Source organism: Collimonas sp. NPDC087041 (genome assembly GCF_044745265.1).
Classification (GTDB): Bacteria; Pseudomonadota; Gammaproteobacteria; order Burkholderiales; family Burkholderiaceae_D; genus Collimonas.
On the sequence record NZ_JBIUZX010000003.1, the window covers coordinates 483,791 to 496,556 of the forward strand.

10 protein-coding genes are annotated in these 12,766 nt (G+C 57.6%); 7 read left to right on the forward strand and 3 right to left on the reverse strand.

From position 1 onward, the window contains the following. Positions 1-7: 7 nt before the first annotated feature. The 7 genes from ACIPF8_RS08150 (at position 8) to ACIPF8_RS08180 (ending at position 6,167) form a co-directional block, all read left to right on the forward strand. Positions 8-676: a nicotinate-nucleotide adenylyltransferase gene (locus ACIPF8_RS08150; protein ID WP_400419358.1), complete on the forward strand. Its 669-nt coding sequence runs from the start codon at positions 8-10 to the stop codon at positions 674-676. Continuing rightward, positions 677-1,306 carry a ribosome silencing factor gene (gene rsfS / locus ACIPF8_RS08155; RefSeq protein WP_400419361.1) on the forward strand — a complete coding sequence of 210 codons (630 nt, stop codon included), beginning with the start codon at positions 677-679 and terminating at the stop codon, positions 1,304-1,306. A 24-nt stretch (positions 1,307-1,330) separates the two neighbouring features. Continuing rightward, positions 1,331-1,801 carry a 23S rRNA (pseudouridine(1915)-N(3))-methyltransferase RlmH gene (gene rlmH, locus ACIPF8_RS08160; RefSeq protein ID WP_400419363.1) on the forward strand — a complete coding sequence of 157 codons (471 nt, stop codon included), beginning with the start codon at positions 1,331-1,333 and terminating at the stop codon, positions 1,799-1,801. Between the two features lie 97 nt (positions 1,802-1,898). Beyond that, positions 1,899-2,519, forward strand: a complete 621-nt coding sequence (locus ACIPF8_RS08165) for a Maf family protein (RefSeq protein ID WP_400419366.1) — start codon at positions 1,899-1,901, stop codon at positions 2,517-2,519. Beyond that, positions 2,516-3,979, forward strand: a complete 1,464-nt coding sequence (rng, locus tag ACIPF8_RS08170; protein WP_400419368.1) for a ribonuclease G — start codon at positions 2,516-2,518, stop codon at positions 3,977-3,979. The genes ACIPF8_RS08165 and rng overlap by 4 nt, the downstream gene beginning before the upstream one ends. 17 nt (positions 3,980-3,996) lie before the next feature. Continuing rightward, positions 3,997-4,968, forward strand: coding sequence for a glycosyltransferase family 8 protein (locus ACIPF8_RS08175; RefSeq protein WP_400419371.1), 972 nt, complete (start codon positions 3,997-3,999; stop codon positions 4,966-4,968). Between the two features lie 104 nt (positions 4,969-5,072). Further along, positions 5,073-6,167: a glycosyltransferase family 9 protein gene (locus ACIPF8_RS08180; protein ID WP_400419374.1), complete on the forward strand. Its 1,095-nt coding sequence runs from the start codon at positions 5,073-5,075 to the stop codon at positions 6,165-6,167. Here the strand turns inward: ACIPF8_RS08180 and ACIPF8_RS08185 are convergent. The 3 genes from ACIPF8_RS08185 to dnaE form a co-directional block, all read right to left on the reverse strand. Further along, positions 6,127-7,251 (reverse strand): glycosyltransferase family 9 protein, encoded by a 1,125-nt coding sequence (locus ACIPF8_RS08185; protein ID WP_400419377.1) that lies wholly within the window; start codon positions 7,249-7,251, stop codon positions 6,127-6,129. The genes ACIPF8_RS08180 and ACIPF8_RS08185 overlap by 41 nt on opposite strands. Positions 7,252-7,339: 88 nt before the next feature. Beyond that, positions 7,340-9,097: a lipid A export permease/ATP-binding protein MsbA gene (gene msbA, locus ACIPF8_RS08190; RefSeq protein ID WP_400419380.1), complete on the reverse strand. Its 1,758-nt coding sequence runs from the start codon at positions 9,095-9,097 to the stop codon at positions 7,340-7,342. A 126-nt stretch (positions 9,098-9,223) separates the two neighbouring features. Then, positions 9,224-12,697 (reverse strand): DNA polymerase III subunit alpha, encoded by a 3,474-nt coding sequence (gene dnaE / locus ACIPF8_RS08195; RefSeq protein ID WP_400419382.1) that lies wholly within the window; start codon positions 12,695-12,697, stop codon positions 9,224-9,226. Between the last annotated feature and the right edge of the window lie 69 nt (positions 12,698-12,766).

Here is a 12,766-nt window from a genome sequence, read left to right on the forward strand (position 1 = left end):
GTTCGCAATGACATCCAATTCTACTTCCCGGCCATGCATCGCAGTTCTCGGCGGCAGTTTCGATCCGGTGCACAATGGCCATGTTGCACTGGCGAAATATTTTGTAACCCTGCTGACCCCGGATGAATTACGCGTCATCCCGGCCGGCAACCCCTGGCAAAAGCATGGGCTGGAAGCTACAGCGGAACAGCGGGTCGAGATGGTGCGGCTTGCATTCAGCCAGCAAAGCGCGCCAGTAGTCATCGACCAGCAGGAAATCCGGCGCCAGACCGCAACGTACACGATAGACACGCTGCAGGCATTGCGCAGCGAGCTGGGACCGCAGGCTTCGATCGTGTTCCTGATGGGGGCGGACCAGTTGCAGCACTTGAATACCTGGCAAGGCTGGGACCGGCTGTTTGACTATGCCCATCTGGGCGTGGCCTCGCGCCCCGGTTTTGCCATGGATGAATCGAAAGTGCCGGCCGAGGTCACGCGCGAATTTACACGCCGCGCCGCTACCCCGGAACAGATTCGCCAGAGCGCGCATGGCTTGACCTACCTGGCAAGGAATCTGGCTGTAGACATTTCGGCAACAGAAATTCGTGCCGCGCTGCACAATGCAAAAAGACCCGACACGCTGGTCCCGGCGGCAGTACTGGACTATATTGAACAACATCATCTCTATAAGAATTAAATGGATATCAAAAAACTACAAAGTCTCGTCATCGATGCCCTCGAAGACGTCAAAGCCCAAGACATTCGCGTCTACGACACGACTCACCTGACCGGTTTGTTCGACCGTATCGCGATTGCTTCGGGTACCTCCAACCGCCAGACCAAGGCGCTGGCCTCGTCGGTGCGCGACAAAGTCAAGGAAAACGGCGGCAACATCCTCAGTATCGAGGGTGAAGACACCGGTGAATGGGTACTGGTCGACATGGGCGACATGGTGGTCCACATCATGCAGCCGGCAATCCGCGCCTACTATCGCCTGGAAGAAATCTGGGGCGACAAGGAAGTCAAGTTCGGCGCCGCCAAGCGCATCTCGACCCGCACTGACGCTGAAGAAGAAGCGCCGAAGAAGATCTCGCGCCACCTGACGACGTCGCAAGCCTTGAAGCCGGAAGACGACACCCCGAAGAAGGCACCAGCGCGCAAGAAGCCTGTCAAAACTGACGGCGCCAAGAAAGCTGTCGGCAAGACCATCAAGGTAGCACCGGCCAAGAGCTCGGTACCTCCAAAGAAGGCTGCGGCGCCAAAGAAGGCTCCTGCCAAGAAACCGGCTGTCAAACGCGCACCGGCAAAAACCAAGGCAGCTGAATAAGCTGCTGCAGAAACAGCTTCAGCAATGCAGCTCATCATCGCTGCGGTCGGCCACAAAATGCCGGCCTGGATCGAAAGCGGATTCGGCGAGTATGCGAAACGCATGCCGCCGGACTGCCGCATCGTCCTCAAGGAAATCAAACCCGTAGAACGCTCCGGCAGCAACACGGCCGCTTCCGCCATGGCGCTGGAACGCAGCCGGATTGAGGCCGTCCTGCCGAAAGGCGTGCGCATCGTCGCCCTCGACGAGCGTGGCAAGGATCTCACCAGCGTCCAGCTGTCGCAGCAACTAACCCAATGGCAGCGCGACGGGCGCGACGTTGCCTTCATCATCGGCGGCGCCGATGGCCTCGATCCCGAGTTCAAGGCCAAGGCCGACAGCCTGCTGCGCATCTCCAGCCTGACTTTACCGCACGGCATGGTGCGGGTGCTGCTGGCAGAGCAGTTGTACCGGGCCTGGTCGATTACCCAGAACCACCCTTATCATCGCGTTTAATTTGACGCGCGGCAGCAGGTAATACTGCCCCGGTAGCCCCGTATCTCTGTAATAATCGCTGGAAACATTCGACGACATATCTGCCGTAAAGCCAGCAATGAAAAATCCTTTCCAGAAAATCTATCTTGCTTCGAAAAGTCCGCGCCGGCGCGAGTTGCTGCGGCAGATCGATGTGGCGTTTGAATTGCTGCTGCTACGCGACCAGACGCCGCGCGGCCCCGATGTCAGCGAGGAGGTATTGCCGGATGAAGCCCCTCTCGCGTATGTCACCCGCGTGACGATGGAAAAAGCCCGCTCGGCGCACCAGATGATGATCTGGCGCAGCCTGCCGGCGCGACCGATCCTGGCGGCCGACACCACCGTTACCATCGACGGCAAGATCCTCGGTAAACCAGCCAACAAACGCGAAGCGGTTGAAATGCTGCGCCTGCTGTCGGGACGTACACACCAGGTCCTGACCAGCGTCGCAGTCATCCATCGCGAGGAATCCTGGCAACTCACGCAGATTTCCGATGTCTTATTCCAGCAATTGAGCGATGCCATGATCGACGCATACTGTGAGACTTCCGAGCCGTACGACAAGGCAGGCGGCTATGGCATCCAGGGCCCGGCGGCGATTTTCATTGAAAGCATCCGCGGCAGCCATTCCGGCATCATGGGCTTGCCCCTTTTCGAAACCGCGCAACTATTACAACAGGCAGGCATCCGCATTCTATGAGCGAAGACATCCTCATCAACATCACTCCCCAGGAAACCCGCGTTGCGCTGATCTTCCAGGGCGCCGTGCAGGAATTGCACATCGAACGCACCTTGTCGCGCGGCCTGGCCGGCAATATTTACCTGGGCAAGGTAGTACGCGTATTACCGGGCATGCAATCGGCGTTTATCGATATCGGGCTGGAGCGCGCTGCTTTCCTGCACGTCGCCGATATCTGGGAAACCCGCCCGCACGATGGACAAGCGGCACAGCAGACACCGATTGAGAAGCTGCTGTACGACGGCCAATCGCTCACCGTGCAAGTGGTCAAGGACCCGATCGGCACCAAGGGCGCGCGACTGTCGACGCAAATTTCGATCGCCGGCCGCATGCTGGTGTATCTGCCGCAAGACCGGCATATCGGCATTTCGCAGCGGATTGAAAACGAAGCCGAACGCGAGCTGTTGAAGAGCAAGGTGCAAAAGCTGTTGCCGCCCGAAGAAAAGGGTGGCTTCATCATCCGTACCATGGCGGAAGATGCGCCGGATGCCGATCTGCAAATGGATATCGAGTACCTGCGCAAGACCTGGTCGTCGATCACCCAACTGGCCAAATCCAAACCGGCGCCGACATTGCTGCACCAGGATTTGAGCCTGGCGCAACGCGTGCTGCGCGATTTCGTCAACGACGAGACCACCACGATCCAGGTCGACTCGCGCGAAAATTTCCAGAAGCTGCAGGAATTCGCCGCCAGCTACACGCCGTCGGTGACTGCGCGGCTGATGCACTACACCGGCGAACGTCCGCTGTTCGATCTGTACGGCGTCGAAGAAGAAATACTGGAAGCCCTGAGCCGCCGCGTGCCGCTAAAATCCGGCGGCTATCTGATCGTCGACCAGACCGAGGCCATGACCACGATCGACGTCAACACCGGCAGCTTCGTCAACGGCCGCAATTTTGACGACACCATCTTCAAGACCAACCTGGAAGCGGCGCATGCGATCGCGCGCCAGCTGCGCTTGCGTAACCTGGGCGGCATCATCATCCTCGATTTCATCGACATGGAGAATGCCGAGCACAAAGCAGCGGTGCTGGCGGAGCTGCACAAGGCGCTGCTGCGCGACCGCACCAAGAAATCGGTATCGGAATTTTCCGCGCTGGGCCTGGTGGAAATGACCCGCAAGCGCACCCGCGAATCGCTGGCGCACATCTTGTGCGAACCCTGCCCTGCCTGCAACGGCAAGGGCCAGGTCAAGACCGCGCGCACCATCTGCTATGAAATCCTGCGCGAAGTGCTGCGCGAAGCCAAGCAGTTCAATCCGCGCGAGTTCCGCATCCTGGCTTCGCAAGTGGTGGTCGACATGTTCCTGGAAGAAGAATCGCAGCATTTGGCGATGCTGGGCGACTTCATCTGCAAGCCGATTTCGCTGCAGGTGGAAACGACCTACCCGCAAGAGCAATACGACATCATTCTCATGTAAGGTTTCTGGATAGACAAATGAACAGCTCTTTAGATCACGTTTCCGCAACACCGGCAAAAGACACGTCTTTCCATATCGCTTTCTGCGTCGACGACCACTATTGCCGCAGCATGGGCGCGACCATCACCTCGATCATCGATAACAGCCCGGGTGTGACGTTCACCTTCCATGTATTCGCCTTTGCGCTGTCCGACGACAACCGCCGGCGTTTCAAGAAACTGGAAGAAATTTACGATCTGAAGACGCACATCCACATCATCGATCCGGCGGTGTTCCAGCCGTTTGCGCACATCTCGCAGTTTTCCTACTATTCGCCGACCATTTTCACGCGACTGCTGATTCCGTCGACACTGAAAGGCATGACCGACAAGGTCCTGTATCTGGATGCGGATATCCTGTGCGTCGGCAGCATGGCGGAGCTGCTGCAGATGGATTTCGGCGACAACGCAGCCATCGTCGTGCCGGACGCCGACGAGACCACGCGCCGCCGTTGTGCGGCCTTGCAGTTGTCGTCGCAGAAATATTTCAATTCCGGCGTGATGTACATGAACGTCGATACCTGGCTGGCCAAAGAAATCACCGAGAAAACCATCCATGCGATCCTGGAAAACGGCAAGGATTACCGCTTTCCGGATCAGGATGCGCTCAACGTGGTGCTGGAAGGCCAGGTCAAGTACATCGACCGCAAATGGAATTTCCTCTACGACCTGATCCACGACCTGGAAAAAGACAAGCGCCAGATGCGCGATATCGGCCCGGTCGTCTTCATCCACTTTGCCGGCGCCGTCAAACCCTGGAACAACTGGTGCCTGCACGCATCGCGCGACCTGTTCGCCAAATACCACGCGCTGTCGCCCTGGGCCGACCTGCCGCTGGACGAAGCGCCGCGCAACTACAAGGAGATGCGGATGTTCTCCCGTTTCCTGATGAAACGCGGGCAAGTATTCGATAGTTTCAAGTGGTACATGAAATACCTTGCAGCAAGATAATCACGCAAACAAGTAACCGGAAGTGAGAAAGGTACCGGCCGCCCCGGCGTCCGGTTACAATTTCAGCAACGCATTGTTCCTATATAGCTTCCACCGATCTAAAAATGGCAATAAACAGTTCGCATGTCTTGATATCCCGTACCGACAATATCGGCGACGTCATCCTTACGCTGCCGATTGCGGCTTACCTGAAGCAGCATTTTCCGGCGCTCAAAATCAGCTTCCTGTGCCGCGGCTATGCGGCGCCGGTGGTCAGGCATTGCCGTAGCATCGACGAAGTGGTGGAGCTTGAAGGCTTCCTGGAAGATCCGTCCGCCTATTTTGCCAAGGCCAATGTGGATACCATCATCCTGGCGCAACCGCTCAAGCGCATGGCAGTCATCGCGTTCAAGGCACGCATCCGCAACCGCATCGGCAATGCACGCCACAAGCTGTACCAAATGCTGTACTGCAATCGCCGGGTACGTTTCAAGAAGGGTAATTCGGAGCATCACGAAGCCCAGTTCAACTTCGAATTCCTGCGCCCTTTCGGCCTCAATACCATTCCGGACCTGCCGGAAATCATCAAGCTATACGACTTCGATATTCCTCACGTCCCGGAAATTGACCAGTTGTTCAAGGCCCATCCGTTCAACCTGATCCTGCACACCAAGTCGAACGGTCACGGACGCGAATGGCCGATCAGTCATTTCACGGCGCTGGCCAAACAGTTGGGTCAATATCCGGATGTCCGCGTATGGCTGACAGGCAGTCCGGCGGAAGGAAAGTGGCTGGAAGAACATGCCGCTGAATTATTGCAACAACCAAATGTCAGCAATGTATGCGGCCGTTTCACGCTGGATCAGTTGAGTTCGTTCATCAAGGGAGCCGATGGCTTGATTGCAAGCGGCACCGGTCCGCTGCATGTGTCGGCCGCGATAGGCCAGCGTACGCTTGGCTTGTTCCCGCCTACCCGGCCGATGCACCCGGGCCGCTGGGCGCCGCTAGGACGCCGCGCGCAAGCATTGGCGCTGCCGGTGAGTTGCGCCGGCTGCGTAGACAGCAAAGCCGATAGCTGCGCCTGCATGGAGAATATCAAGCCGGAAACAGTCGCCGATATTGTCCTGCAATGGCGCCAGGAAGCAATCGCAGAAAAGACAGAAAACGCCGAAGACTCGTCTATTGCCGATTCAAGACTTCAGTCACCTGCGTCACGGTAATCGCCTTTACCCAATCACGGCGGTTCGCCGCCGTGATCACGACGCTGTGCTCACGGTCAACCGGCACCCACTCAGGATTTTTCTGGCGCATCAGGGCCACCACCGGAACGTGCACCGCATTGGCAAGATGCATCACCGCCGTTTCAACCGAGACGATCAGATCGCATTCCAGCAGCATTGCCGGCAGCTGGAAGAAATTCTCCTGCGCACTGAACAAGCGAATCTGGCCCGGCGCATGCTGCTCGAAGAATGCCTTGGCATTCGCCATTTCTTCCGGCACGACGTTGACGATGAAATGCGCGCCGCGCCATGCTTCCAACCCGTTCAGCGCAGCGACTAATTCAACCACGCGCTCCAGCGGCCAGCAGCGTTTCTTGGTCTTGGCATAGGGATTGATGAACAGCAGCTTGCCTTCAGTCGATGACGGCTGGTCCTGGTACTTGAAGCCCCACTCCTTCAACTGATCCTTGGCATATTGCTGCCATTGCGCAGGAATCGTCACAAAAGGGAAACGTGAAGAAGGCGTAGTGACGATGCCAAACAATTGCTGGAACCATCCAGCATAAACGTCGCTAATATGCATGCCTGCACGCACTCCGCCATCCGGATCAAGCGCAACATCCAGCTTGCGATAAGCGCGGCGCTGGTTGAAGGCAAGGATGCTGGTGCGCTTCTTCATGCCGGCAACGAAACCACGCGGGCTGATTTGCCGCGCCAGCGTGGCATACATCGGCGGCCGCAAGGTCGACAGTGAGACCACCAGCGGATAATCCTGCTGCTGCGCCTCGGCAATCGACTGTTCAAACAATGCCGGGCTATATGTCTGCTGATAAATCTTGGCAACAAACGGACATTCCGCCAGCCAGTCGTACAGCGCATATTTCTTCAGGTAAGGCCATGCTGCCGCATTATCGGTACGCCGTACTTCATCCACCCAGATGTGGATCTTCAGATGCGGAAAAGCTTGCGCAAAGGCCTGGAAACAATTCTGCAGGTAGGTGAAATCGCCGAGCGCAAGGTGCGCAATGAACAATATCTTGTCGGCCTTCTTCAGTGTTTCGCTCGGAACAAGTTGTGCTGTCATGGTTTTTTGTGGTTTTCTGGTGTCGCTTGGTGTTGGCCAAGATCCCTGGATCCGCGGTCTCAAGCGATGGCGCTCAAGACTCTCCGCGTTACATTTCTACGTTCACCGCTTCGCCGGAAAACTGCAGGCGATGCAGGTTGGCGTAAGCACCTTGTTTGTCGAGCAGTTCGTTATGCGTGCCGATTTCAACGATGCTGCCGTTGGAGAGCACGACGATGCGGCTGGCGCGTTCGATGGTCGACAGGCGGTGCGCAATCACGAAGGTGGTGCGTCCTTCCATCAATTGATCCAATGCGCCCTGCACTGCACGTTCCGATTCGCTATCCAGCGCCGATGTCGCTTCGTCCAGGATCAGGATCGGCGCATCCTTGTAGATGGCGCGCGCCATCGCCAGGCGCTGACGCTGGCCGCCGGACAGACGCGAACCGTTATCGCCGATCTGTGTTTCGTAACCCTGCGGCAAAGCGGCAATCATCTCCGTCAGATACGCAGCCTTGGCAGCCGCCTCGATACGCTGACGATCCGGCGCATCATCGCCATAGGCGATATTGGCGGCAACCGTATCGTTGAACAGCACCACGTTCTGGCTCACCATGGCGATCTGTTTGCGCAAGCTGCTGAGTGCGATCTCTTCAATCGGCACGTCATCAAGCAGGATACGGCCTTCCGTCACGGAATAAAATCCCGGGATCAGGTTCACCAGCGTTGACTTGCCGCCACCGGACATACCAACGAAGGCGATGGTTTCTCCCGGTTCAACGCTCAAGTTGATGCCCTTTAACGCGGGCTTTTCCTGGCCTGGATACGAGAATCCAACGTTAGAAAATTCGATCTTGCCCAGGGCGCGCTGGACCAGCTGCTTGCCGCCGGTACGCTCAATCGGGCTGTCGATCAACTTGAAGACCGCTTCCGCCGCCGCCATGCCGCGCTGCAGCGGACCGTTCACTTCTGCCAACTGTTTGAGAGGCACTTGCAATGCAATCATCGCAGCCAAAAACGAGACGAAATCGCCTGCGGTGAGTTGGCCGTGACTTGCCTGCACTAACCCCATCGTGATCATCACCGACATCGCACACGCCATCATGATTTGCGTGACCGGCACAGTAGCGGCAAAGGTGCTGGTCATGCGCATGCTGTAGTGGCGGATATGTTCAGCCGATTCTGCGAAGCGCTTCCGCTCATACGTCTCGCCGCCAAACACCTTGACGACTTGCTGCGCGCGCGTGGTTTCTTCGATTACCTGGGTCAATTGCGCATTGACGTCGAGAGAGTCCTTGTTCAGCTTTTTCAGGCGCTTGGCGGTAGTGCGCACCACCAGGACCATCAGCGGCATCAACACCAAGGCGACAATCGTCAACTTCCAGCTGATGAACAGCATGTAGCCCAGCAAACCCGCGACGGTCAGCACACAACGCACAATCGAGGTAAACAGCTTGCTGATCATTTCGATGATTTGCTGCACCTCAAACATGATCGAATTGATCACGCGCCCTACCGTGTGGGTCGCATGAAAATCAATCGACACCCCCAAAATGCGATCGAACATTTGCTGCCGCAATGTCGTCAACACACGGGTCGACACCCAGTTGGTCATGTAGGTTGTCAAAAACGTCGAGGCGCCACGGGCGACAAATGCGCCAATCACGGCGACCGGCACCAGCCACAGCGGAAACGTGGGTTTTTCCACAAACCCGTTATCCAGCAGGATCTTGAAAATGTAGGCCACCAACGGTTCCGTTGCGGCGGTCACAACCATGCCAAGAAGGCCCAGGACCAATCGCTTCTTGTATGGCCGATGCAATCCGGCTAGGCGCTTGAAAATTGATGTATAGGAAAATGCGCTCATAAGTCAGTCTGTTTTAAGTTCTTTTTTACGCTCTACAATCGAGGAAAAATTCTTCCCCGACGGTAGAGCCAAGTGGGATGAGAGAGCACAGCCAATCGGCAAATACAAGGCGTAACACCCGATGCCCTAGTACTCCACGGCGACCGCTTCCTTCCCTATTTTCTCCACCAGAGCCGTCTGCAAGCCATCACTAGGCGAGACTCGCCATTCGTCGCCGAGCAGGATTTCACAAGCTACCCCTTCGCCCGTGTAGCGCAGCGTCATCGGCAAGCCGTTGCCTGAGCGATGCGACGACAACACATCCCGCAACTGTGAGGCATCAATTTTCTGTGACGGCGAAGACAGGGACAGCACAATCTGCCGCCCGTATTGCGTCCGCGCGGTGGCGATATCCATCACTTTTTCAGCCGACACCCGCAGGCCGCCGTTGAAACGATCTTCCGACACCTTGCCCTGCACCACCAGGAATTCGTCTTCCTTGAAGAAGGCCTTGTTCGGTTCGAACTGTTCGTTATACACGGTAACGTCGACCGTGGCGCTGCCGTCATCCAGCGTGACGATCATCATCTTGCCACGCTGCGTCATCTGCGCCCGCAAGCCGGAGATGATCCCGGCCAGGGTACGCGGTTCGCGCGATGGTTCCAGGCTGCCCAGCGGCGTACGCGCAAAACGGCGCGCTTCGGCCGCATAGGCATTGAACAGGTGGCCGGACAGGTAGAAACCGAGCGCGGTCTTTTCTTCGGTCAATTTCTGCTTGTCGGTCCAGGGCGTGACCTGCACGTATTCGATCGGCGCTTCGAGGTCGCTGTCGTCACCGCCGAACAGGCTGACCTGGTTGGCCGAAGCCAGCTTCTGGTCGGCAGCCTCCATCGCGCGGCCAACCGAGGCCAGCAGGATCGCGCGATCGACCTTGAAGCAATCGAAAGCGCCGGAGCGGATCAGCGACTCAATCGTGCGCCGATTGATCTGGCGCTTGTCGACCCGCAGGCAGAAATCGAACAGGTCGACGAACGGCTTTTCCTTGCGCGCAGCGATGATCGCTTCGATCGCGTTCTGGCCGGAGCCCTTGACCGCACCCAGTCCGTAGCGAATGAAAGTCGCTTTCTTGCCTGGCTCGCCTTCCGGCGTAAAACGATAGTCGGAAAGGTTGATGTCCGGCGGCAGCAAAGTCAGCTTGCAGACATCCAGCGCATCTTCCACCAGGATCTTAACCTTTTCCGTATCGTCCATTGCCAGCGACAAGTTGGCTGCCATGAACGCGGCGGGGTGATGGGCTTTCAGATAGGCGGTGTGATACGACAGCAAGGCGTAAGCGGCGGCGTGCGACTTGTTGAAGCCGTAGCCTGCGAACTTTTCCATCAAGTCGAAAATCTCGTCGGCCTTGGCTTCGGACAAACCATCCTTGGCCGCACCGTCGCGGAAAATCTGGCGATGCTCGGCCATCTCTTCCGCTTTCTTCTTACCCATCGCCCGGCGCAGCAAGTCAGCGCCGCCGAGCGAGTAACCGCCGACCACCTGCGCCATCTGCATCACCTGCTCCTGATACACCATGATGCCGTAGGTTTCAGACAGAATGCCTTCGGTACGCGGATCGGGATAGTCGAAACGTTCGCCGTGCTTACGTTTGCAGAAATCCGGGATCAGGTCCATCGGACCCGGACGGTACAACGCCACCAGCGCGATAATGTCTTCAAAACGGTCAGGTCGCGCGTCTTTCAGCATGCCTTGCATGCCGCGGCTTTCCAGCTGGAATACGGCGACGGTTTTGGCGGCGGTCAGCAATTCGTAGGAAGCGCGGTCGTTGAGCGGCAACTTCTCCAAACTGAAATCGGCCATGGCCGGATCGAGCTGCTTGATGTAGCGCACCGCGCGATCGAGGATCGTCAGCGTGGTCAAACCCAAAAAGTCGAACTTCACCAGGCCGACGGCTTCAACGTCGTCCTTGTCGTATTGCGAGACCACACCGGCGTCGCCGCCCTGCGTATACAGCGGGCAAAAATCGGTCAGCTTGCCGGGTGCGATCAACACACCACCGGCGTGCATGCCGATGTTACGGGCGATGCCTTCGACCTGCTGCGCCAGGTTGAGCAGTTGCTTGACCTCTTCCTCGTTCTCCAGGCGCTCGGCCAACATCGGCTCTTCCTGGATCGCATCGGCGATGGTCACGTGCTTGCCCGGTTTGAACGGGATCAGCTTGGAGATGCCATCGCAAAAGTTGTAGCCGAAATCGAGCACCCGGCCAACGTCGCGAATCGCGCCCTTGGCCGCCATCGTACCGAAGGTGGCGATCTGCGATACCGCATCCTTGCCGTACAGGTCCTTGACGTGCTGAATCACACGGTCGCGCCCTTCCTGGCAAAAGTCGATATCGAAGTCGGGCATCGATACCCGTTCAGGATTCAGGAAACGTTCGAACAGCAGGTTGTATTTGAGCGGATCGAGGTCGGTAATCTGCAGCGAATACGCGACCAGCGAGCCGGCGCCGGAACCCCGTCCCGGTCCGACCGGCACGCCATTCTGCTTGGCCCAGCGGATAAACTCGGCAACGATCAGGAAGTAACCGGGGAAACCCATCTTGATGATGGTGTCGGTTTCAAACTTCAGCCGATCCTGGTAACGCTGGCGCTGCTGTTCGCGCTTGGCTTCATCCGGATACAAGTGCACCAGGCGCAGCTCCAGTCCTTCCTGCGACTGCTGCACCAGGAAGTCGCCAATCGTCATGCCGTCCGGCGTCGGGAAATCCGGCAATTTTGGTTTGCCCAGTTGCAGCGTCAGGTTGCAACGTTTGGCGATCTCGATCGAATTCTGCAACGCTGCCGGCATATCGGCAAACAACTCGGCCATTTCGGCCTGCGTCTTGAACGATTGCTGATCGTTGAAACGGCGTACGCGGCGCGCGTTGGCCAGCATCTCGCCTTCGGCGATACAGGTGCGCGCTTCATGCGCGATGAATTCTTCCTTATTCAGGAACTGGATAGGATGGGTTGCCACCACCGGCACGCCGAATTTGGCCGCCAGCGCCACCGCTTGCCGCACGTGCGCCTCCATATTCGGCTGGTCGGCACGCTGGATCTCGACATAGAAGCTATCAGGGAAAATCGTGGTCCAGCGCTGCAGGCAGCGTTCCGCCGCTTCGACATTGCCGTTATCGATGGCTATGCCGACATCGCCGAAGTGAGCGCCGGACAGTGCAATCAGGCCGTTGCCATTGCCATCGCCGTGATTTTTCAGGTCGGCCAGCCATTCAGCACGAATTTCCGCGCGGCCGCGATGCAGGTTTTCCAACCATGCGCGCGACAACAATTCACACAATTGCAGGTAACCGCTGCGGTTCTTGGCCAGCAGCAGCAGGCGCGACGGCTTGTCGCGGTCGTCGTCGTTGGTGATCCAGACATCGCAGCCGATGATCGGTTTGATGCCTTTGCCGCGCGCAGCCTTGTAGAACTTGACCATGCCGAACAGATTGGCCAGGTCGGAAATGCCAAGCGCTGCCTGGCTATCCTTGGCGGCGGCTTTGACTACGTCATCGATGCGGACCAAGCCATCGACGATGGAATACTCGGAATGCAGGCGGAGGTGGATAAATTGCGGTGTCGTCATGGGCGGTATTTTACCCTGACGCCCCATGTGCCATCGGCAAAATTGGGCAATCCCGTCGGCGGCGTTTAT